The 24802-nt window shown below is 26.4% G+C and carries 18 protein-coding genes and 1 other annotated feature; of the genes, 10 read left to right on the top strand and 8 right to left on the bottom strand.

The window, feature by feature from the left end:
* Positions 1 to 113 precede the first annotated feature (113 nt).
* Entirely contained in the window at positions 114 to 1892 is a 1779-nt protein-coding gene (locus QOZ93_RS13220) for an aminopeptidase P family protein (RefSeq protein WP_307357212.1), read from the bottom strand.
* Positions 1893 to 2535: 643 nt separating this feature from the next.
* On the opposite strand from QOZ93_RS13220, the gene QOZ93_RS13215 reads away from it, so the two are divergent.
* Complete coding sequence (locus tag QOZ93_RS13215) at positions 2536 to 4335, top strand: heme NO-binding domain-containing protein (protein ID WP_307357208.1); 1800 nt, start codon at positions 2536 to 2538, stop codon at positions 4333 to 4335.
* A 107-nt stretch (positions 4336 to 4442) separates the two neighbouring features.
* On the opposite strand, the gene QOZ93_RS13210 is transcribed toward QOZ93_RS13215, so the two are convergent.
* A complete protein-coding gene (locus QOZ93_RS13210; RefSeq protein ID WP_111941276.1) occupies positions 4443 to 4997 on the bottom strand; it encodes a 5-formyltetrahydrofolate cyclo-ligase in 555 nt (184 codons plus the stop codon).
* Between the two features lie 205 nt (positions 4998 to 5202).
* On the opposite strand from QOZ93_RS13210, the gene QOZ93_RS13205 reads away from it, so the two are divergent.
* From QOZ93_RS13205 to QOZ93_RS13175, 7 genes are all read left to right on the top strand, one after another.
* Positions 5203 to 5418 carry a hypothetical protein gene (locus tag QOZ93_RS13205; RefSeq protein WP_111941274.1) on the top strand — a complete coding sequence of 72 codons (216 nt, stop codon included), beginning with the start codon at positions 5203 to 5205 and terminating at the stop codon, positions 5416 to 5418.
* Between the two features lie 14 nt (positions 5419 to 5432).
* On the top strand, positions 5433 to 6335 hold the full coding sequence (locus QOZ93_RS13200; protein ID WP_307357204.1) for a polysaccharide deacetylase family protein: 903 nt from the start codon (positions 5433 to 5435) through the stop codon (positions 6333 to 6335).
* 247 nt (positions 6336 to 6582) lie between these two features.
* A complete protein-coding gene (locus QOZ93_RS13195; RefSeq protein ID WP_307357201.1) occupies positions 6583 to 7509 on the top strand; it encodes a CAP domain-containing protein in 927 nt (308 codons plus the stop codon).
* 112 nt (positions 7510 to 7621) lie between these two features.
* Positions 7622 to 8554, top strand: a complete 933-nt coding sequence (locus tag QOZ93_RS13190) for a putative manganese transporter (RefSeq protein WP_307357198.1) — start codon at positions 7622 to 7624, stop codon at positions 8552 to 8554.
* Between the two features lie 277 nt (positions 8555 to 8831).
* Positions 8832 to 9800: an ABC transporter permease gene (locus tag QOZ93_RS13185; RefSeq protein ID WP_307357196.1), complete on the top strand. Its 969-nt coding sequence runs from the start codon at positions 8832 to 8834 to the stop codon at positions 9798 to 9800.
* Positions 9793 to 10794, top strand: a complete 1002-nt coding sequence (locus QOZ93_RS13180; protein WP_307357194.1) for an ABC transporter permease — start codon at positions 9793 to 9795, stop codon at positions 10792 to 10794. Before QOZ93_RS13185 ends, QOZ93_RS13180 begins: the two co-directional genes overlap by 8 nt.
* Positions 10795 to 10825: 31 nt before the next feature.
* Positions 10826 to 12442 (top strand): ABC transporter substrate-binding protein, encoded by a 1617-nt coding sequence (locus tag QOZ93_RS13175; protein WP_307357192.1) that lies wholly within the window; start codon positions 10826 to 10828, stop codon positions 12440 to 12442.
* Positions 12443 to 12515: 73 nt separating this feature from the next.
* Here the strand turns inward: QOZ93_RS13175 and QOZ93_RS13170 are convergent, their stop codons facing one another.
* The 3 genes from QOZ93_RS13170 to QOZ93_RS13160 form a co-directional block, all read right to left on the bottom strand.
* Positions 12516 to 13715 carry a hypothetical protein gene (locus tag QOZ93_RS13170; RefSeq protein ID WP_307357189.1) on the bottom strand — a complete coding sequence of 400 codons (1200 nt, stop codon included), beginning with the start codon at positions 13713 to 13715 and terminating at the stop codon, positions 12516 to 12518.
* Positions 13716 to 14154: 439 nt separating this feature from the next.
* A complete protein-coding gene (locus tag QOZ93_RS13165; protein ID WP_307357185.1) occupies positions 14155 to 15945 on the bottom strand; it encodes an ABC transporter ATP-binding protein in 1791 nt (596 codons plus the stop codon).
* Positions 15932 to 17389 carry an ATP-binding cassette domain-containing protein gene (locus tag QOZ93_RS13160; RefSeq protein ID WP_307357183.1) on the bottom strand — a complete coding sequence of 486 codons (1458 nt, stop codon included), beginning with the start codon at positions 17387 to 17389 and terminating at the stop codon, positions 15932 to 15934. Before QOZ93_RS13160 ends, QOZ93_RS13165 begins: the two co-directional genes overlap by 14 nt.
* 479 nt (positions 17390 to 17868) lie before the next feature.
* Positions 17869 to 18128: a binding site (T-box leader), on the top strand.
* A 53-nt stretch (positions 18129 to 18181) separates the two neighbouring features.
* On the opposite strand from QOZ93_RS13160, the gene QOZ93_RS13155 reads away from it, so the two are divergent.
* A complete protein-coding gene (locus QOZ93_RS13155; protein WP_307357180.1) occupies positions 18182 to 19360 on the top strand; it encodes a dicarboxylate/amino acid:cation symporter in 1179 nt (392 codons plus the stop codon).
* A gap of 69 nt (positions 19361 to 19429) precedes the next feature.
* Here the strand turns inward: QOZ93_RS13155 and QOZ93_RS13150 are convergent, their stop codons facing one another.
* The 3 genes from QOZ93_RS13150 to QOZ93_RS13140 all read right to left on the bottom strand — a co-directional run bounded on the left by QOZ93_RS13150 (position 19430) and on the right by QOZ93_RS13140 (position 23224).
* A complete protein-coding gene (locus QOZ93_RS13150) occupies positions 19430 to 20809 on the bottom strand; it encodes an MATE family efflux transporter (RefSeq protein WP_307357177.1) in 1380 nt (459 codons plus the stop codon).
* A gap of 224 nt (positions 20810 to 21033) precedes the next feature.
* Entirely contained in the window at positions 21034 to 21879 is an 846-nt protein-coding gene (locus tag QOZ93_RS13145) for an HAD family hydrolase (protein ID WP_307357170.1), read from the bottom strand.
* Between the two features lie 67 nt (positions 21880 to 21946).
* Positions 21947 to 23224 (bottom strand): tetratricopeptide repeat protein, encoded by a 1278-nt coding sequence (locus tag QOZ93_RS13140; protein WP_307357168.1) that lies wholly within the window; start codon positions 23222 to 23224, stop codon positions 21947 to 21949.
* Between the two features lie 258 nt (positions 23225 to 23482).
* Here QOZ93_RS13140 and QOZ93_RS13135 point away from each other — a divergent pair, with 258 nt between their 5' ends.
* Positions 23483 to 24688, top strand: coding sequence for an amidase domain-containing protein (locus QOZ93_RS13135; protein WP_307357166.1), 1206 nt, complete (start codon positions 23483 to 23485; stop codon positions 24686 to 24688).
* Positions 24689 to 24802 lie beyond the last annotated feature (114 nt).

Here is a 24802-nt window from a genome sequence, read left to right as displayed (position 1 = left end):
TTTTACTATAAATCTTTCACTCTTTCGAGTGGGAGATTTATTTTTTACGCAAAAAGCTGTCGCACTATTTTTTAGTGCGACAGCCCCTTTTTGTTAAAACATTATATAATTTTTTATATTGCTCTAGTATGATATTTTAGCCATTCTCTTTCGTCTTCATTTAAATATGCTGATAGCTTGTCATATACTTGTTTATGATAAGTATTTAACCATGCCTTTTCATCAGGAGTTAACATTTCAACTACAATTCCTCTTAAATCTATTGGACAAAAAGTAATAGTCTCAAATTTCATAAATTGTCCTGATTCAGTTTTTTCATCTTTTTGTACAACTAAAATATTCTCTGTTCTTATACCATGTTTTCCTTCTTTATAAACTCCTGGTTCATTAGTAACATCCATACCATCTTCTAAAACAGTAGAAACATAATTTACTCTTATAGCATGAGGTCCTTCATGAACATTTAAGAAGAATCCCACTCCGTGACCAGTACCACATTTATAATCTATACCATACTCCCATAGTGGTCTTCTAGCAAGAATATCTACATTAGTACCTGTGCAACCATATAAGAATTTACCTAAGCTTAAGTTAATAACTCCTTTAGCAACTAATGTAAAATCTCTTTTTTCTTCTTTAGTTAAAGATCCTAAAACAATAGTTCTTGTTATATCTGTAGTTCCTTCTAAGTATTGTCCACCTGAATCTACAAGTAACATTCCCTCTTTTTTAAGCTCTGCATCTGTTTCCTCTGTTGCTTTATAATGCATCATTGCCGCATGTTCTTTATAACCTGCTATAGTGTCAAAACTTATTCCTTTAAAGTTTTCTTGTTTACTTCTAAATCCTTCTAATTTGTCTGAAGCTGAAATTTCTGTAATCTTTTCTTTTCCAATATTAGTATCTAACCAATATAAGAATTTAACCATAGCAACACCATCTTTAATATGTGCTTTTCTCATATTATTAAGTTCAACTTCATTTTTTATAGCTTTCATTTTAGTTGTAACATTTTGTTTTTCAACTGTATTAATTGTAGAATTTATTGAATTTACTATCCACATGTTAGTTTTAACAGGGTCATACATAACTACATTAGTCGTATCTAATTTCTTTAAATAATTCTCTATTTCATTATATTCCTTAACTTGAACATTATCTTTCTCTAATTCTTTTCTAATTTCGTCTGTTACTTTTTTAGAATCTACAAATAAAATAGCTTCATTTTCTGAAACAATGGCATAAGAAATAATAACTGGATTACACGGAACATCATTTCCTCTAATATTAAATAACCATGCTATATCATCAAGAGAGGATAGTATAAAATGAGTTGCCTCATCTTTCTTCATTTCTTCTCTTACTTCATTTATTTTTTGAACCCTACTTTTACCTGCATATTTAACATCAAGAGAATAAAACGAATCCATAGGTATTTCTGGTCTGTCTTCCCATATCATATCAACTAAATCCCATTGAAGATCATACTTCATGTTTTTCTTACATAAAGTTTTTTCTAACATATTTTTAAAATACTTAGAAATTACTTTTCCATCAAATCCAACTGTACTTCCTTCTTTTAATACATCTTTTAACCATTCATTAATTGTTGGAACTGAAGGTTGTCCCATTTTAAATAATCTTATTCCTGAACCTTCCAATTGCTTTTCAGCTTGAATAAAATATCTTCCATCAGTCCAAAGTCCTGCATCATCTAAAGTTATTACTGCTGTTCCTGCTGAACCTGTAAAACCTGATATCCATTTTCTACTTTCCCAATGAGGTGCTACATATTCACTTTGGTGAGCATCAGCACTTGGAATTATATATGCATCTATACCCTTTTCTTTCATAAGTTCTCTTAATTTTTTAACTCTTTCCTTAACTTCCATAATATCTTCTGATATATACCAACTTGTACATTTTTATATAATATAAAATTAAAATATTAGTATATATACAGAAATCACACCTGCCTTTCTTTTTTAAAATAATCTTACTCTAAAGCAAGTTAATTTTTAAAAGATAAACCCTAAATTTATAGGACTTATCTTCCAAAAACGTTACCTTAAAACATATTATATATCATTCTGAAACTTTTTTGAATATTTAATCAAAATTTATTTACTAACATTTAAGTTATAAACCTCTTTTTGTAACATATCCCTTACACATATAAGAAATAAAAAAGCTCTATATGTAAATCTTCATTATATGCATTAGTTATATCCTCTGTTTTCTCCATATATTCTTGTATTACATCTTTATCTTTTAATATATTAATATCTCATTTATAATATTCCACTAAAAAATATATATCCAATTGTCCAATTTTCAAACTTTTCATCTTCTTATTTTTCAAATTTTATAATTCTATAATAGAACTCAATTAAATTTAGCATTTACTATAAAAAAATATTTATAATACTTTAAATAAAACTCAATTATATCTTTAGTAATGTAAATTTTATCCGAAATTTAATTAAAAGTATGTATTTAAATAGTTTCTTGTAACTATATTAAGGAGGTATTTTTATGAAAGGAACTGTAGTATCTACCTGGATTAGTACTTGTAAATCCCTTTATGGTGAAGATACTGTAACTAAGTCAATGACTAAAGTTGGGTGGTCTTCTGATAAGATATTTACGCCTTTAGAAAGCGTTGATGATACAAAAGTAAAAGACTTGATTAAATTTATAGCAGATTCTAAAAGCATAACTACGAAAGAGCTTTGGCTAAAAATAGGAACTAATAATATTAGACAATTCTCTCAATCTTATTCAATATTTTTCAAAGGACAAAATTTGTACTCTTTTCTTAAAAATATGTACGATGTACATATACAAATAGTTAAAAAACTACCTGGAGCTAAACCTCCTATTTTAAGGTTAGAACCTATATCTTGTAATGAAGCTATATTAACATATACTTCTAAGCGTAGAATGTTTGAATACTTTATGGGTTTAATTTATGGTAGTGCAGAACATTTTAAGGAAAAAATTGATATTGAAGAATTAGGAATAGAAGATGATACTTGCAAAATTAAAATTACTTTTGAAAAAGATATATTTTTTGAAAAGCAATTTACTTTAAATAAACTTTTATCTTTTGGTTTTGTAAAAGATATATCTTTAAAAACTACTATAATTACATTTTTAATTAGTTTTATTTCATCTTTTATTATTATGGGAACATCTAATATATTTAAAAACATAACTATATCAATTATTCCAGCTATAACAACATTAATTATAAACAAACTTTTATTAAATCCTTATAATGCCTTTGAAGAAGAATTAAATAAACTTATTGAAGGTAAATCAGTAGAAGATGGAAGAATAATAACTAAGGACAAAAGCGAAGATTTGTTTAATAAATTGAAGGAATTCGAAAAAACTTTAGGTTCAAGTTTCATTGGTTTTAAGGCTCTCAATGATGATATGAATACTTTTACACATAAATTAAATATAGCTGCTGAAAATATGAGATGTACTTCTGATGATATTTCTGGTGTTATAGAAGAACTTGCCAGTGGTGCAATGATACAATCTGAAAATACCCAAAATGCATCTGAAACCTTAAATAATAACATAGAAAAATTAAAAGAAATTGTAGAAAGAGAAAACTATAATAAAAACTATCTTCAAAACTCTGTAGAAAAGATTAATACTAGTTTTTCTAATATCGATACGGCCAACTCAACTATAAGTAATACTTTAGATAATTTCCAAGAAGTTAGACAAAGTAGTGAAAAACTTTTAAATGATGCTAAAAATATTATGGATATAGTTTCTATGGTATCTCAAATTTCTAGTCAAACTAATCTTCTAGCATTAAATGCCTCTATTGAAGCTGCTAGAGCTGGTGAGGCTGGTAAAGGTTTTTCTGTAGTAGCTCAGGAGGTAAGAAAATTATCTGAAGAAACAGATAGTGCTGTAGATAAGATAAATATTAATCTTTCAGGATTCCAAGATTCTATTCAAGTATTAGTAAGTAAAATAGAATCTCAATTTAATGAGTTAAATAATGTAAGAAAACACTTGGATGATTCAAGAAATTCAAGTTTTGAAGCTACTAGCAATATAGATAATGTATCCTCATCTATTATTGATACTATTCAAGACTTAAATTCCCAAACTTCTGAAATCATAGGTGCATCTACTAATATAGAAGCCTTGGCAGAAATCTCAGAAAAGAATTCAGCTTCTTCTCAAGAAGTAAGTGCTAATGTAATAAACTATACTAATGAACTTAAGAATTTATTAGAAAATATTAAGGAATTTAAAGCTCTAACCGAAGAATTTGGTAAAGATTTAAATAAATTTAAATTCTAAATTTCAAATAAGAATAAAAATAATTGACCTATATAAAATGACATTTTTGAATAAAAAATAAAATTACTTATTCAAAAATGTTATTTTTTTATTTTTTAATTTCAGTTTCAATGATTAGTTATTATATAATTAATTCTTTTATCTTTTTCATTACTATAAACATTATCTATTATTTGGAATTTATATGCTAATCCGATGCTTATAATCTTTTTCTTTGTACTCCCAATGAATTTATCATAATATCCTCCTCCATATCCAATTCTATTTCCGAATTTATCAAAGGCTAATCCTGGACATACTATTAAATCTATATCTTCATTACATGCCTTTATACACTGATCCTTAGGTTCTAAAATTCCATACACACCTTTTTGTAAATCTTTTATATGATTTATATAATATGCATCCATTATTTTATTACTTTTATCAACTTTAGGAACACATACTCTTTTTCCCTTATCTAAAGCTAATGTAATAATATGCCTAGTACTTACTTCTGAATTGAAACTTACATAAATAAAAATCGTAGTTGCATCTTTAAATTGCTTAGTTAATATTAACTTTTCTTCAATCTCTTTATCCCATAATTCTTTAGTTTTTTGATCTATATTATCTCTTTTAGTTAAAATAAGTTGTCTAATTTCTTTTTTATTTAAAATCATTTTATACTTTTTTCTCCTTATCAACCTAAATTTCATTATTTTATCTTGTTATTGCTTATTATTATTATTTAAACCTATATTACTAAATTTTATTATACTATTCTTCATTTAAATATTTGTTACTTAATTGTAATTAAAAAAAAAGTCAATAATTGTGTATAATAATATTGTACTAAAAATATTTTAAGTTGGGAGCGAAACATTCATGAAAAAAAGATTCGGTATATTACTAGTTATATTATTTATTGCAAGTATTGGATTTATTTTATTCAATAATTCTTCTATAAAAACTTTAAAAACATCAAATCAAGATCTAAAAGTTAAAGTTGAAAAATTAGAGAAACAAAAAAATACTTTGGATTCAGAAAAACAAAAATTACTTCAAGACAAAAAAACAATTGAAGATAAATTAAACAAATAAGGAGGACAAGATATATGTCAAGATACTACAATAAAAGAAAAAAATCTAGTAATTCTCTAAGTATAATTAGAGTAGTATTATTCTGCCTATTTATAGTTGCCTTTTCTGGTGCTGTTTTTACACAAACTCAAGCTATGAGAATTAAAAGTCAAAACAAAAAATTTGAAAGTAAACTAACACAAATTTCTCAAGATAATGAAAAAACAAAACAAGATATATCAAAATTAAAGAAAGATGTTAATACTCTTAATATAGAATTAAAATCCAAAACTCAAAATGCTAAAATAGCTTACTTAACTTTTGATGATGGTCCATCAAGTAACACAAGAACAATACTTAATACTTTAAAAAAATACAATGTAAAAGCTACTTTCTTTGTTAATGGAAAACCAGAGCTTGCCGATCTTTATAAAGCCATTGCTGCTGATGGACATGCTTTAGCAAATCATACTTATAGTCATGATTATCGCTCCGTATATTCATCTCCAAAAGCTTTTAGAGCTGATATAGAAAAGTTAGATAAATTCTTACAAGATACTACTGGACAGGCACCTACTCATTTAATAAGATATCCAGGTGGTTCTAATAACACTATAAGCCACAACTATGGTGGTCGTGGTATTATGAAAGAAGTTCTAAAGGAAATGAGTAAAGACTATGAATTCTTTGATTGGAATGTAGATTCAACAGATGCATCTACTTTTAGACAGAATAAAGATAAAATAGTTTCAAGTGTTCTTAGGGAAAGTAAGTATACTAAAAAAGCTATTATATTAATGCATGATTTAAATCCAAAAACAACTACTCCTGAAGCATTGCCTGAAATAATTGAAGGCTTAAAAGCTCAAGGATTTACATTTGATGTTTTATCTAAGGATTCAGCAACATATCATTTTACAGAAGTTCCAAAAGTATAATTCACTAAAAATAAGCCATTTAATAGAAAATGGCTTATTTTTTTTATAAAGTAATTTTTATGGTCCATAACCTATAAACACCTGAATTGTAATTAACAAATTTATCCTTAATTATAAAATTATATTTTATTTATAGCTTTTTTTCAAGTTAATAACTTAAAAACCACATTTTTTCACTTTAATACTAAATATACTCATGATAGTATTATTCCATAAAATTTATAAGATATTCAGAAAGGATGATACTATGAATAAAATGTCAAAAATCTTAGGATTTGCTATAGCTGCTGCAATTTCTCTATCAACTTCAGTATCAGTTTCCGCTACTGAAGTTATTAATTCTCAGAAAAACTATACTTACAACTGCAACAACAGGGTAAACTTATCATGTATAAAATATTTATATGCAAATAATATTTGTCTTAACAAATATTATTTTTGTACTAACCAAAGTTATCTATATAATTTAAAATTAGGTTGTGCATCAAATCAACCTGTAGCTACCCCTTCTATTTCAAAATCTAAGGGAAATAATGCTAATGCTACTGAAGAATCCATTAAAGAGAGTGTAAATAATTGTAAAACAAATACTTGTAACTCAAGTAATACTGAAATTAAACCTAATGTTAATATAAATAATAATTATACACCTGATAATATTAAAACAAAAAATGATAATAATGTTTCTAAACCTAATGATAAAAATAATACTTTAGAAGATAGTAAATATAACAATGAAAACAAAAATTTAAATAATAATAATTCTGAAAATGCTACTACAGGTAATTTTTCTAATTATCAAACTGAAGTATTAAATCTTGTAAACTCTGAAAGAAGCAAAGCAGGATTAAAACCATTAAAAGCAAACTTTGATCTTAATAAGTTAGCTACATTAAAATCTGAAGATATGATGAACAATAATTATTTTTCTCATAATTCTCCAAAATATGGTTCTGCTTTTGATATGATGAACAAATTTAATATATCATATAATGCTGCCGGTGAAAACATTGCCATGGGACAACCTTCTCCAAGTGAAGTTATGAACTCTTGGATGAATTCTTCTGGACATAGAGCAAATATTTTAAATTCTAACTTTACAGATCTTGGAGTTGGAATTGCAAAGGATTCAAATGGCAGATTATATTGGACACAAATGTTTATAGGAAAATAAAACTAATTATTTTTTTAAATTCCAATAACTCTTGATAAAACCTTCCTTTTCTTATATAATATTAGTTGCAAATGCTTTGCAACTGCATATTCTGAGATAAAGGAAGGTTTTTATGGAAATTTTAATAGATAGTTTTTTAGATGCTTTTATGGATACTATAAAAATGTTACCCTTACTTTTTATAGTTTTCTTAATAATGGAATCTTTAGAAGCAAAATATGGCGATGAACTTAATCATAAAATAAAAAAAGCTGGTAAATTAGGTCCTCTTATAGGTTCTATATTAGGAGTTATTCCTCAATGTGGAATTTCTGTATTAGCTGTTGGATTCTATTCCAAGAATTTAATTACTATAGGAACCTTAATTTCTATTTTTGTATCTACTTCTGACGAGGCAATACCATTATTACTTGCAAAACCTAATCAAGTAAAATTAGTTGCCCCATTAATTGTAACTAAACTTATTTTGGGAATAGTTTTAGGATATAGTGTGGACTTTATATTTAGAAATTCTTCAAAGTTAAAATTAAAACCTATGAATAACTTTAATATTGTATCATGTTCACATAATTGCAGTTGTTCACATAAAGATATCAAAAAAACATCTATAACTTCGGATGAAAATAATAAAAATATAAAAGTTGATTTTAAAAAGTTAGTTATTACTTGCTTGAAAAAGTTATTTGAAATATCCTTATATATTTTCCTTATAACTTTTGTGTTAAATATAATTTTTGAAATAAAAGAAATTTCTTCTTTTATTCAAATAAGTTCCAAACATAATTTCTTACAAATAATACTTACCTCTTTAGTAGGACTAATTCCTAATTGTGCTACTTCTGTAGCTCTAATAGAAGTTTTTATTAGAGGTGGTTTAACATTTAGTGCTTTGGTATCTGGTCTAAGTTCCAATGCCGGTCTTGGACTATTAATATTATTTAAAGACAAAAAAAATATAAAAAAAGCATTCTATATTACATTAATTTTATATGTGGTATCTGTGATAGGTGGATTATTATCTACCCTAATCTTTAATTTTATATAGTTTATACGTTAAAAGAAGTTATTTAACAATAGCTTCTTTTTTATTTTATTCTTTTTTATATAATTATTATTTAATTATATAAATTTATGATTATTTTTAAAGTTTATCGAAACTTATTATAAAAACCTCATACATTTTTTCTATATATTCAAAATATTCTATAGTTTGTTTCTATATATCTTTTAAAAGTGTTGAACAAAGTCTTTTTTTGTTGTACCCTTTTCATGTTGATAAATTATATTTTTATTAACAACTACTTAAAAGTACAGGTGATATTATGAATAAAAAACATTTGTTCAAAAGACTCTTAAATATTGTACCTATGCTATTTTTTATTTCATTTATTTCTTTCTTATTAATAAATTTAGCACCAGGTGACCCTGTGCAAGCTTACATAACTCCTAAAATGAACTACAAAGAAATTTTAAGAATTAAGCATAACATGGGATTAGACAAACCTATAATTATAAGATATTTTTACTGGCTTGGGAATACCTTAAAAGGTGATTTAGGATATTCCATGATAACCCATCAAAAGGTTTCTTTAGAAATTGGATCTAGAATAGGACCCACTTTAATTTTAATGGGAACTTCAATGATTATTTCTTTAATAGTTTCTATATTTTTGGGTATTTATGTAGCTACACATCGTGATAAACTTTTAGATAGAATTATCACATTCATTTCTTATATAGGAATATCTATACCAAGTTTTTGGTTTGGTATGATTTTAATAACAACGTTTTCTTTAAAATTAAAACTTTTACCTAGTATAGGAATGCATACTATAGGAATTGAAAATTCAGTTTTTGATGTTCTAAAACATATGATATTACCTTGTTCAGTATTAGCATTTCCTAATATAGCTGTTTTAACTAGATATGTACGTTCAGGAATAATAGGTCAATTAGAAGAAGATTATGTAGAAACCGCCTTGTCTAAAGGTGTTTCTAAAAGAAAAGTTGTATTAAACCACGTATTAAAAAACTCATTGTTGCCGTTAATAACTATATTATGTATGAGCTTACCTGATATATTTACGGGCGCTTTTATAACAGAAAGTATCTTTGGCTGGCCTGGAATGGGTAGACTTGGTTTAAGCTCTATTAATAGTTTAGATTATCCTATAATCATGGCTATTACAATGTTATCTTCCGTTTTATTGATTTTTGGTAATTTAATTGCTGATATTTTATACTACGTTGTTGATCCTAGAATTAGGGTGGTGAATGATTTAAATGGATAATAAAATTTTGCCTAATAATTTGAGTAATAAAAAAAGTTTATTAGATTTAAACGTTGTTAATAGCTACACAAAAAAAACACTAGATAGCAATAAATTTAAATTTTTAAATAGAGATTTTTCGGAACTTAAAGATGCCGAACTTTCTTTCCCTAAAAATAACTACTTTACAAATTTTGCAAGAGAATTAAAAAAGAATAAGTTAGCAATGTTTTCTATGATTTCTCTAATAATAATTATTATTTGTTCTATTTTTGCATTTTTATCTCCATATGATCCTAATAAAATTGATATATCTAATAGATTAAGTCCTCCAACTTTTAAAAATTTATTTGGAACTGATGAATTAGGAAGAGATTATTTTACAAGAATACTTTATGGTGGAAGAGTATCCTTAACAGTAGGCTTTTTAGCAATGATTATGTCCACTTTTATAGGTACTTTTGTAGGCACCTTTAGTGGTTTTAATGGTGGATTACTGGACAAAATTATTATGAGATCTATAGATATTTTAATGTGTATACCAACTTTCTTTTTAATGTTAATAGCAAATGCTTATTTAAAACCTGGTTTAGAAAACATAATAATTATTATAGGTATATTTGGTTGGATGGGAATTGCTAGAATTGTACGTTCAGAAACACTTTCATATAAAGAAAGAGAATATGTTTTGGCTGGTAAAGCTATGGGAGGCTCTAATGGACATCTAATTAAAAAACATATTTTACCTAATGTTTTACCTACAATAATAGTTATATCTAGCATTAATATAGCAGGGGCGATCTTAACAGAATCTTCTCTTAGTTTTTTAGGATTAGGTGTTCAAGCACCTACAGCATCTTGGGGAAGTATGTTACAAAGTGCTCAAAATTATCTATCCCAAGCTCCATTTTTGGCCATGTTCCCAGGAATGATAATTTTAATAACCGTATTAAGTTTTAATATTCTTGGAGATGTTCTAAGAACCTCTATGGAACCTAAAATAAGTAGGAAATAATATTTAAATAAATTTTAAGGAGAGAATTAACATGAAAAAAAAATTTCTTGCTGCCTTATTATCAGCCTCTTTAGTATTCTCTTTAATTGGATGCTCAAGCAGTAAAGCTTCATCTGATAAAAAAGTAACTACTAAGTCAGAGACAACACAAACTGAAGCAAAGAAAAAAGATGGTGGTACTTTGGTGCTTTCTGCAGGCTCTGATCCCACTAGTTTAAATCCTTTTTTTAGACAAAATAGAATTACATTTACCGTAAGTAATGCTTTATTTGATCCTCTTTTTATTCAAGATGGTGATGAAACAAGATATTACTTAGCAAAAAATTTAAAAATATCAGATGACATGCTTACTTATACTTTAACTTTAAAAGACAATTTAAAATGGCATGATGGTGAAAAATTAGATGCTGATGATATTATATTTACTATAAAAACTGCTTTAGATAAAAAACAAAATATCGAAAGAAGAGATAGCTTTATAGTTGGAGGAAAGGAAGTTCAAATAATTAAAAAAGACAATCTAACAATAGAATTTAAACTTCCAGAGGTTTATACTCCATTTAAAGCAGGTTTAGCGGACTTTAGACCAATTCCTAAACATATTTTTGAAAAAGAATCTCAAAAAGATATTGCTAAGGCAGAAGCTTCAACATCTAAACCTATTGGTTCTGGTCCATATAAACTGAAAGAGTGGAAAAAAGGTGAAACTTTAACCTTACAAAGATTCAATGATTATTACGGTGGAAAACCTAACATAGATCAAATAGTATTTAGAACTGTTGCCGATAAAAATTCTACATCCGCAGCTTTTGAAAATGGAGAGATTTCATCAACTTATCTTAATAATGAAAAATACTTGCAATTTAAAAATAACAACAACTTTAAAACTTATGAATTTGATGAAGGTATGGTAAATTATATGGTTATAAATACCAAACATAATCCTATTCTAGCTAAAAAAGAAGTTAGACAAGCTATTTGCTATGCCTTAGATAAAGATGAAATAATTAAAAGTGATGCTGGAACTACTGAATTATCTAAAAAAGCATATTCCGTTTTTCCTCCAACTGCTTCTTGTTATACAGACAATGTAGAAAAATATAATCATAACTCAGAAAGAGCAAAGGAATTAATGAAAAAGGCTGGAGTAAGCAATGGTAAATTAACTTTTAATTATGTTGGAGATGATGAAGGTCAAAAGAAACAAGCCCTTATAGTTCAACAAGAATTAAAAGAAATTGGTTTAACTGTTGATCCTGTAGCTATAGACTATGAATCGTTCTTTAATAAACTTACTGGAGAAAGTAAAAGAGATTTTGATTTTATGTTAAACGGATATGTTATGGGTAGTGAACCAAGTGCCTATGCAGAAGTTTACGGTACTAAAGCATCATTTAATGCGTCTTGTTATTCTAATCCGGAAATAGACACATTATTTAAAAAAGCTGATATAGAAAAGGATAGTAAAAAAAGGACAGAATTATATGAAAAAATTCAACAAACAATTGCTGATGATGCTATAGTTTATCCTGTGGATTATGCTATTTCCAGAGTTGCTACAGTTAAAAATTTAGCTGGAGTCAAAGAAGCTAGATTAGTGCCAATTTATATGTTTGAAGACTTATCTAAATTATACTTTACTGAATAAATAAAAAAATTCTCATACTAACACCTATAAAAAAAGTTGTCTAATTTTATAAAACTAGACAACTTTTTTATTTTTAATCCATATCTTTTAGATTAATCATATAATTTTTTTCTTTTGTATCCATCCATCCTATGGTCATACAAGAATTTAAATTAGGATTATACATTCCCACAGCTTCATCTTTTAAAAACATTTTTAAATTATATGCAGCATATATTAAAGCAGCTTTTCGCTTATCTTTCTTTTTAATTTTTCTCATATTAATTAATCCGCATGCTACTCCTGCCAAATAAAAAGACGGATTATATAATACATTTCTACTATCTGATACTACTAATTTAATATTTTCTCTTAATTTAGGAATTAACTGTCTTAAAAGTGACATTCCTTTTCCTCTAGGTATATCTACATTTTGTATACCTTCACTTATACATTTACATATTTTAATCCACAGTTCCCTATCAAACTCCGAATCAAATTCTAAATAATCTGATAATGTTATGGATTCTAAATATCTTATATCATGAAATACATTACAATCTTCCAGAACATCACAAAAATCTATAATAATTGGTTTATTTTCCGTAATAATTATATTATTTCCCTGAAAATCTCCGTGTGCATAGGATGTAAGACAAGTAATTTTTTTATCTCCCCACACATCTAAATCACTGAAAAAATGATATGGATTAGGTAAAATCTCGTCAGTTCCATCTAAAGCAATCCATTTTATACCCTTCTTTATCCCTATATCTTCAAAGGATTTAACATATTTTTTATCCATAAATCTATAAGAAAGTTCATTTTTTATAACATCACATGGTGATAAATATTTTTTTTCATGCTCTTTGTTCCATGTAAAAGCAAACTTAGTAAGTTTAGACATAATATTATCTTTTAATTCGTCTTCATTAACTACTTTATCTAAAAAAGTTTCTGAAGTATATATATCATCTCCAGCTAAATCATATATATTGGCATGTATGATTCTGCCTCCTAATTCTAATTTAAAATGAGCCATTAGTTTTGCTATGTATTTATGCATATTATTCTGTACCGCTACCTCATATGCTCTTCTAAACGCTTCGCTTTCATCATTACTTCCTGTAAGTTTTAGAATTCCTACTTTATTATCTGGACCATATTCTATCATGAATACCCCTGCCCCAGATCTTCCATTAGTAAACATTTTAAGCATTTCTACTGGTGCAATTTTATCACCGTTTTCAATACTTATTCTATCAATCTCGTTCAAAATTTGTATTAAATCCATAAAAACCACCCTATATGTTATTTTGTATCCCTTAATAATATTATACATATAAAAAATTAAATAAGTTTTAATTACATATTAAATAAAAATAAATTAATACTTATATCTTCTAACTATTATTATACCAAGACTAATACTTTTTTCTATACCCCAGATAAATCTTTTAAATATAGTAATATTTACTTTAATGATTATTTGTTTTTAATTCCAAAATAAAACTAGCATTAGTTTATTAGTGGCACATTACTATATAAACTAATGCTAGATCTTTATATTGATGGGCTAAAAATCCTTTACTACATAATTATTTTGTACATATACAGCATAAAAAATACATCTTAACTTATAACACACTAAATTAGGTTAATATAAAATTACTCTATTATATTTAAAAATAAAAAGCTTTTATTTTTTATTCCCTATGCCATTGGTAACTACATTACTTTTCATAATATTTAGCTTGAGAATTCCACATAGTTTTATAAAACTCACATCTTTCTATGATCTCTTTATGGGTTCCCACATCCAAAATTCTTCCTTCCTTCATAACTACAATACGATCTGAAAATTTAATTGACCCTAGCCTATGGGTTACTATAAGAGCAGTCTTATCTAAAACTGCAGTATTAAAATCTTTATATATTTTAGTTTCCTCTATGGGATCAATAGCAGATGTTGGTTCATCTAATACTACAAAATCGGAGTTCCTATAAAGCCCCCTAGCTATGGCTATTCTCTGCCATTGCCCTCCTGACAAATCTACTCCTCCAAACTCCCTAGATAACATTGTATTATATCCTAATTCAAAATTCTTATGACCACTATCAATTCCGGCATTTTTAAGGACTAATTCTAATCTCTCATTATTAGAATCTTTATTATTAAAATCACTAATTTGTATATTATCCCTTAATGTAAGTTGATATTTTTGAAAATCCTGAAAAACAACACTAACATTTTTAAAAATATTTTTCATAGTAAATTTTTTAGAATTTATACCATCAAACAAAATTTCTCCTTCTGTTGGAAGATACATACCCATAATTAATTTAACCAAGGTAGATTTTCCCGATCCATTTTCACCTACAATAGCTAAAGTTTCTCCTTTATTTATTTCTAAATTAATATCATGAACTGCCTCTTTATCTGAGCCTGGATAAGAAAAACATACATTTTTTAATTGTATACTATCCCTTTTAGTCTTTAAATTTTCCTTATTATAATCTCTTTCAGATAATTGTAAAAGGCTCAAAAAATTTTCTACCTTTCCAAAGTTTCCTGCATAATGATTAAGTCTGCCACAAATAAATTCCTCCATTAAACTAAACATGCTATCAATAGATGCAAAAATAGCTGCAAAGGCACCTACACCAATTTCTTTATTTATCAAAGCATAAAATGTAATTAAAAATACTCCTAAATATCCTAAAAGTGATACTAATTTCACACTAAGTTCTATTAAATTTATTTTTATAGTAGTTGATCTTTGTAACCCATTCATAATTTGGATAGAATCCTTTAATAACTTCATAAAATAACTTTGAATACCCAAAATCCTAGTTTCTTTAGTATACTTTCTACCAACTATACATTCACCATAATAATCAACTTTTCTTCTAAGTGGTGCTATATTTTCCTCTAAATCTAAGGAAAACTTTCTTTTTATAAAAACTGTATAAATACTTGGTAAAAAAACCAAAATCAAAGATATAACTAAGGTTTTCTTTAACCTAAACAAATATATTCCCATAAATAAAAAATAGGGAAAATAAAATAAAATTCCATCCATAATTGTATTTATATATTGAACTGCATATCCTATTCCTAAATATGACTTATTAATGGAATTCAATATTTCCGAATTTTCAAAACATATAGGGTCTAATTTAGCTATTTTTAAATTAATATCATGAGATAATTCCCGGGTTACCTGTGGATCATAACTTTCAGCTAAAAAATTTGCAACTCCACTTACAATCTCCGATAATACTTTTATAGCTAAAAGCACTGTTAAAGCTATAATAGCTTCTTTTATACCACGCTTATTTAAGGATAAGTAATTTACTTTATCAAATAAAAATTGCATACCTAAAGTAGTTGACATATATAAAAGCCCATTAATTAAAAACAATATATAATTAAATATAAATATTTTAGGAGCAACTGCAAATATTTTAGGAAAAATCTTTATAAGCATATATCTAAGAGACAGATTATTACTCTTCTTCATTGTACCAACTCCTTTGAGATTCGAACATTTCTGCATAAGCTCCTTTATTCTCAACTAATTCTTCGTGAGTTCCCTGTTCTAGAACAGTACCTTTGTCTATCACAAATATTTCATCACAAATTCTAGCTGCACCTAATCTATGAGTAATTAAAAACATAGGTTTTTCAGTACTTACCTTGCTAAATAACTCATATAACTTACTTTCACTAATTGGATCTAAAGCAGCTGTTGGTTCATCTAAAATATAAAAAGGTGCATTGCTTATAAGGGTTGTCTTTCCCGCTCCATTTTTACCAACTATAGCATAGTGTTTATTTTTTTCTATATACATAGAAAAATTATTTAATACTTTAGTAGATGTGCCAGGATAAGCAAAAGACACATTTTTAAATTCTATACTTTCAAAAGGCATATCTCTTATTGATAAATCCTTAGATTTATCTGCACCTTTTACTTCCTCCATTTTAGAAAGTTCCGAAAAATCTTCTAAGTACAATTTATACTTAGAATAATCTTGAATAATGAAAGTTAAATTCCATGCCATTTGTTCAACCAAATTCAAAACTGCAGTAACAAGACCTATGTACATTCCCACAGTAATTTTTCCCTGGCCTACTGGAAACAACAAAACAAACAAAATTGTCATAGATAAAACTGTAGTAATTATACTTGCTATGTTTGTTTTAATAAAAATTTGCTTATCTGCCTTATACTCGATTTTACGAGCATCTTCATATTTAGATTTCCACACTTTATCTATAAATTGTGTATATCCAAATAAAGAACGTTCTAAATAAGCTTCCCTTGAAGACAGAATATCCTTTAAATAATCTGCCTTACGTCTATATTTTTCAGCTTCTACATAAGCATCATAATTAACCTTTCCACTTTTAAAAGCTAAGAAAAGTAATGGAATTGAAAATACTAAAATACCTATAGCTGTTCCTAATGTTTTACTTCCTATTAATATAAAAATACTTCCAATTTTTACTGTCATTTCTACTATATCAAGTAAGTTTTCAAAACCATTTTGTATATTCTCAGTTAAATTTCTTTGAACTGTAGATATTAAAGATAAAGAATCGTTATCCTCTATGTATTTAAATTCTAAATTACCTTCCTTTTTTATAAGAGCTGGTAAAAGCTCCTTATTTAAACGAAGGTTAACTTCTAACTTAAAAAAAGATAAGATAGATTCAGACAAAAAAGAAAATATTATAATAAAAAGAATTGCAATCAAAGGATTATAGATTCTATTAGTATTTCCATTTTTAAAAATATCAATAGCAGTATCGATAAATTTCTTTGTTGCTATTACCTGTAAACTTGGCAAAAAACCAACCAATATTTTAAATATAATTTCACTTACAACTAGTACTGGTGCAACTTTTAAAGGTATCTTTATGTAATCTAATTCATTATAGTTTTTACTTTTAATCTCCATATAAATTTCCCCTCTTTAATTTAAACTAGAACATACAATACTAAATATACATCTCCAAATTTTGTCTTCTTATAAAATGCTCAACCACTTATCTCTATATCCTTAATAATTATCTTTTAAGAATCCATTTATTATACTCAATTATTTTACCTCTTCACATTCTAAAATTTAAATATTCACCTAATCTTAAATTTTTCAGAATATTCAGTCTATAGAGATTTTACTACCTTTTTTACTCTTTGTAAATATCTTATACATTTCTTCATTCTTCTATAACACTTATAACTTAATAAGCAATGCTTTTGTATAATATATATTTAATTTTCTTCTTTCTTATTTTCTAATTTTACATAATTTCTCATCTAATATCTGCAACTATAAATACTTATAAAATTTTCTTAATCTAATTGACACTTTTTAATTTGTTGAATATAATTATATATATCCTATAGGAAATAACTTAAAATTAAAAATAATATTTAAAAGCAATGACAAGAAGAGTAGCATAATTTAAAATCTATCAGAGAGAAATCTTCAATAGGCTGAAAGAGATTTTTAGATAAAATTATGTGAAGTGCATCTTAGAGCTCTAGAATTGAAATATAAAGTAGGTTTCAGCGTTTGTGGCACGTTATAGCACATTTTAAAGAGTTAACTAAACTATACTCACAAGATTTAATTTTTTTCTTTGTATATATTAGTTAAACAGAGTGGGACCGCGGAAACTTCCGCCTCTGTATGAGGTGGAAGTTTTTTTATACCCAAAAATCATTTTTATGGGAGGGATATTATATGAAAAAATTTTTTAATTCATTAATTTTTAAGCTAATAATAGCTGTAACAATAGGTATTATATTGGGTCTTATATTACCTGAAAAACCTATGACTATAATCTTAACTATTAAATATATTTTAGGTCAAATTATCTTTTTTGCTGTTCCCTTAATAATATTAGCGTTTATAGCACCTTCTATAGCTTCATTAAAATCTAATGCCAGTAAATTGTTAGGTATTACTGTAATAATAGCATATACTTCTTCTGTTGGCGCCGCTTTACTTTCTATGGTTGCTGGATATACTATTATTCCTAAACTTTCCATAGTTAATAATACTGAGGGATTAAGAAAACTCCCTGAACTTTTATTTAAATTAGATATTCCACCAGTAATGTCTGTTATGAGCGCATTAACTCTTGCCTTATTACTAGGATTAGCTACATCCTGGACAAAAGCAGATTTAATGCATAAATTATTAGATCAATTTCAAAATATTATGTTATCTATAGTAAATAGAATTATAATTCCTATACTTCCTATATTTATATCAGCAACCTTTGCAACTTTATCTTATGAAGGATCTATAACCAAACAATTACCCGTTTTTATAAATGTTATTATTATTGTTCTAATTGGACATTTTATTTGGCTTACTGTTTTATATTTAATCGGTGGTGCAATTTCAGGTAAAAACCCTTTACAAGTTTTAAAATATTATGGTGGTGCTTATTTAACTGCTGTAGGTACTATGTCCTCTGCGGCTACACTCCCTATTGCCTTAAAATGCGCAAAAAAATCACCTGCATTAAGAGAAGATATTATAGACTTCGCCATACCATTATGTTCTACTATTCATTTATGTGGTTCCGTTTTAACAGAGGTATTCTTTGTTATGACTGTTTCTCAAATTTTATATGGCAAACTTCCATCTTTAAGTACTATGTTAGTATTTATATTTTTACTTGGTATCTTTGCTATAGGTGCACCTGGTGTTCCTGGTGGAACTGTAATGGCTTCTTTAGGTATTATTATAAGTATAGTTGGATTTAATGATGCTGGCACTGCTCTAATATTAACTATATTTGCTCTTCAAGATAGTTTTGGAACCGCATGTAATATAACTGGAGATGGTGCAATAGCATTAATGTTATCTGGAATCATGAATAGAAATGATAGAAAATCTAAAAACAATTAGACTTTAACAATAAATTAAAACCTTGTATCGTAATTTTTACTCTTACATACAAGGTTTTTTTAATTATAATTAGATCTCATGTACTACTGATTTTATCCATTTTTTTGAACATAGTCTTTTTACACTAAAGAAACACTTAACAACCTCTTCAATAGTAACTAATGCTACAACATATTCTACAGGTAACTTTAAAACAAAAGCTCCTATAAAAGCAAGCGGCACACCTATAAACCACATAGTAAAAGCTTCCACTTTTAAAGCATATCCTGCATCTCCACCCCCTCTTAAAATTCCTACAATAATACTTATATTAGTTACTCTAATAAGTAAAATTGCCGAAACTATATATAATATAATCTTTGAGGTGTGTTTAACAGCTTCTGATACATTAAAAAAAGATAAAATTATTCCCGATGTAGAACTTAATAAAATAGCTATTATTATACCTATTAAAGCTGAAATAAGAGAAATTCTAATAGAATCTTCTATAGCTTCCTTTTCTTTTCCTGCACCTACCTTATTTCCTATTAAAACTGTAGCTGCATTAGCAATTCCAAAAATAATTACCATAAATAGATTTTGTATAGTTGTACAAATTTGAACTGAAGCCATAGCCTGAGTACCTATTCTTCCATAAACTACAGAATATACTACAGCACCTAATCCCCAACACCCTTCATTTAAAACTACAGGAATAATAGTTCTAAATACTTTTTTAACAAAATTTATATCATAATCTACCATGTTATTAAATTTAGCTGCAATAGATAATCTATTTTTATATACTACTATAAGTAAAATAATGCATTCTAGTACTCTTGCAATTAATGTAGCTAAAGCAGCCCCTTTAACTCCTAATATTGGAGATCCAAAATGACCAAATATAAAAATATAATTAAAAACTGTATTACATAAAATAGCAATTGCACTTATAAACATAGGTAAGGTTGCCTTATGAATACATCTACAAGCCGTACTATAATTAAAAGAAATAGCGGTAAATATATAACTAATGCATACTATCTTTAAATATTCTCCTCCTAATTTAATAACTTTAGGGTCATTATTAAAAATAGCTATAATTTCTTTTGAAAATATAAGCGCAATTATAGTAAATATAATTGATAATATAATTCCCAAGATATTTCCTATCCCCATAATTTTTTTTATGTTGTTTTCATCGCCTTTTCCCCAAAACTGAGATATAAAAACTCCGCATCCCCCATATATTCCTATAATAAATAAACTAAATAAGAAAAAATACTGATTTGCAATACCTACCGCTGCAATTTCTGTTTCACCTACTTTTCCAATCATAACGGTATCAACCATATTTAAAGAAGATGCAATAAAATTTTGAATTACAATAGGCAGTGCTATTGTAATTAAATTCTTAAAAAATATTTTATCTCCTAAAAACTTTTTTCTCATTTGCACAATATTACTCATTGAAAATCTCCTTTCATACAAAAAAATAAAACCACTTTGAAGATTTTTCAAAGTGGTTACTTCTCACTTATAATAACTTTAAAAATTATTATATTTGTTTTTATTTAGTTATATATCTATTATAAATTTCTAATGTATAATTCATTCATATTTTACTATATCTTATATTTAAAAGCAATAAATCATTCAAAATTAAGTTTTTTAATACTGAATTTGATATATGCTTATCCATTATTTTGATCATTTAAAATATATTTAACTACACTATCTTCCTCATTACTTCCAATTATTTTAGTAGCATATTTTTTTAATTCTTCTTTTGCATTACTTGTGGCAACTCCTTCATGAGCTATTTCAAACATTGGTATATCATTTGTATTATCACCAAAAACCGTAAGATGTTCTTTATCAAATCCCATAATACTTCTTACTGTATCTATTGCTTTTGCTTTTGTAGCATTACAAGAATTTATAGTAAGCCAATGCCATCCTGGATAATATTGATCTTCCTCAAAAGTGAACCTTAAAAGTTTCCCGTATTTTTCTTTTAAAATTTTAAAAATGGGAGTAAGTTCTTTTTCTTTATTAATAACTGTAAAACCTACGATTTTATTATTTAATACACAATTAATATCTTCTACTTGATTTAATCTTTTATCATCTTGTTTAATTTTATCATTTAATAATAACTGCATTCCTTCATTAATAACATCTCCATAGAAAAGTCTATCTTCACTTTCATTACAAGCTGAAATATAAGGTGAAGATTTATACATAGAAATAATAGATAAAATATCCTTCGCCAAATTTTCTTCTATACTATTTACTATTAAATGTTTTCCTGTCTTATAATCTGTAACATATGCTCCATTGTTTTCGATTACAGGAATATTTAAAGGTAAATCTTTTAAAATATATCTAACTGAAGGTAATGCTCTTGCCGTTGCTATTGTAAACTTTAAATCTTTATTTTTTATAAGTTCACTTAAATTCCTACGTGAAAATTCTGAAAGTGTAGCATTATTTCTAAGTAAAGTACCATCTAGATCTGTAACATATAATTTTTCCATAGTAAATTCCCCTTTATTATTTAATCTTTTTAACTGAAAAGTTTTATTCATATGATTTTGTATAACATTAATATAATGATAATAATAGTTTAATTCCATTTTGCGCATCAATATCATTATGATTTATAGAAATAGCTTTATTAAAATATTCTTTGGCCTTTTTATTATCCTTTTTCTCTAAATAGTTCCACCCTAAACAAGCATATATATTAGCATTATCTTTATCGAACTTTAATACCTTATTACAAATGTCTATTGACTTATCTTGTTTTCCTTGATTATTATATACCCAAGCAAGTCCTCTATATGCATCAGTATAACTATTATTTAATTTCAATGCCTCTTCAAAATCTTCCTTAGCTTTATTATAATCTTTTAAAGAACTATAGCACCAACCTCTCATGTTATGAGAAGAAGCTTCTTTATGATTTATAACTATGCTTTTATTAAAGAATTGTACAGCCTTTTCATAATTGTTTAGGTTATAATAAGCCCATCCACTACATAAATATCCTTCATAATTGTTTGAATCTTTCTTTAATAATTCATCACTAAAATTTAATAATCCATTATAATCTTTTTTAGCATCATAAGCACTTATTAAAGAATATAGAACATCGATATCTTTAACATCATTATTTCTTAAATATTGTTTTCCTATTTTAATGGCTTCTTCGTATTTCTTTATATCTATTAAACTATTTATTTTTCCACTTAATGCCTTATAATTTTTTCTACTAATCTGTAAAGCCCTATCATATTCCCTTAAAGCTTTATTATATTCCTTTAATGAAAAATAAACGTCTCCCTTCCCACTATATGCCATAGAGTAATTGGCTTCTTTAGATAAAGCATTATCATAAAATTTCATAGCTTTATCTTTATCTATAGTATTTCCATATAAACTTCCTAAAACAAAATTTTCAAAAGCATCTTTAGGTTTAAGATCTTTTCCTTTTTCTGCGGATTCTTTGGCTCCTTCTATATCTTTATATTTTAATTGTAAATTCGTTTTTACTGCATATGCTAATTTATTACTAGAGTTTAATTGTAAACTACTTTTTATATCTTTAAATGCTTCTTCCTTTTGTCCTAATTCGCCTTCCACATACGCTCTATATATGTATAAGTTATGATTTTTATTACTATCTTCTATTAAATCATTTAATTCATTTTTAGCCTCTTTTAAGTTATTTTTAATTATATTATTTAATGAAGTTTCTATTTTTTTATTTTTTGTACTCTTAATAAAAGAATATATACTCAATAAAGAAATACATAATACTATTAAAATTAAAAAACTCTTTTTAATAGCTTTTTTCTTTAATTTATTCCTCTTATTCATGCTTATCCTCCTAGGTAAATTCTACTACTATATTCATCACTAAAATTGTTTATCACATATTTCATTATAATTCAAGAACGCTTTATTATTCAACTAACATATTCCTTTATCTGTAATTTAAGAGCTATTAAATACTCTTTGTAATTATTATGTAAATTATTTCTCATTTTTTTCATTAAAATCCTAATTTATTTTATTATAAAACCTATTTAATTTACTAATACTAATTTAGAAATATATTTTAAGAGGTGCTATTATATGAGGAAAAAATTCTATTTTAATCTTATTGTTTGTTTAATTTGCTTTTCCTTAATTCCCATTAATCCTAAAATTGCTTATGGATTTGTTATGTATAATAATGAGAACATTCCCCCAAACTCTAAAAGTGAGTTTTATCTATATGTAAAAAATTTATTTGATACCAAAAACAAGGTATTCTTTACAGGAGATTTTTCATATTTTAAAACATTTTATGATTCATCTCAAAAATATGGATTATATTCTTTAGAACATGAAGTAAAACGTTTTAGTTATTTAAGGGACTGGGCATCAGAAAGAGGAATAAAGTTCACTGAAATTACTTCTATCCCTATAATAAAAAAAGTGGAATTTTCAGGAGGGTATACTAAAATAAGAGTAGATGAAGAATATAAGATTAAATATATATATAAAGACGATCATTCCCCTCAAGAAAATGTTTTTGGAATTTCTCTTTTACATCACATGAAGCTAAAAAAACAAAATGATTCTTGGAAAATATACACTGATTATTATTTAGATTGTTTTGAGGATGCACTTAAAGCTTATAATGTAAATTTAAAAGAAACAAAATTACCGCAACCTAAAACTCAAAAATATGATTTTACAAAATTCGTTAAGAGTGAATTAGAACTTCCTAGTGAATATAACAAAGGTGATTATAAAAGATCTCAAGCTATAAAATATGCTGATAGATATTGTGGAGTTACATGGGCTACTAGTGGAGCTAATCCAAAATACAATAAAAAATATAAAAATTATACTGGTATAGGTGGTAATTGCACAAACTATGTTTCTCAATGCTTGGGTGATAAAGAAGGTGGCGATTTAAGACATGGTGGTGGATGGTATGCTATATATAAAAAATATAACTTTGCAGATTGTAGTGCAGCTTGGGTAAATGCTGATGCTTTTAAAAATCATCTTATATATAGCGGAAAAGGAAGACTTCTTAAAAGAGGTTCTTTTGAAACATTAGTTACCCCTTCAGATAATAATCCAAACGGGTTTATAGGTAAAGTTCAACCTGGTGATATTATTGCTTATGAAAAAAAACATAAAACAGACCATAACGCTATTGTAACTGCTCTAGACTCTCATGGATATCCCATGATCAATTCTCATACTGTAGAAAGATATCATGTTCCATTTGATTTAGGTTGGGGTGATAACGGTATATATTTTCACCTAATTCATATGCGCTAATAAAAAGCTACTTATAAAATAAAATGTATCCTATGAAGTAGACAATTTAAAAAAAGTCTATTTCATAGGATTTTTTTATGTATAATAGAATAAAAGAATTTTTTAAACGTGAGG

The sequence above is a fragment of the Hathewaya limosa genome (genome assembly GCF_030815255.1).
In the GTDB taxonomy this organism is placed as follows: domain Bacteria; phylum Bacillota; class Clostridia; order Clostridiales; family Clostridiaceae; genus Hathewaya; species Hathewaya limosa.
This window is presented reverse-complemented; position numbering and strand designations above follow the sequence as displayed.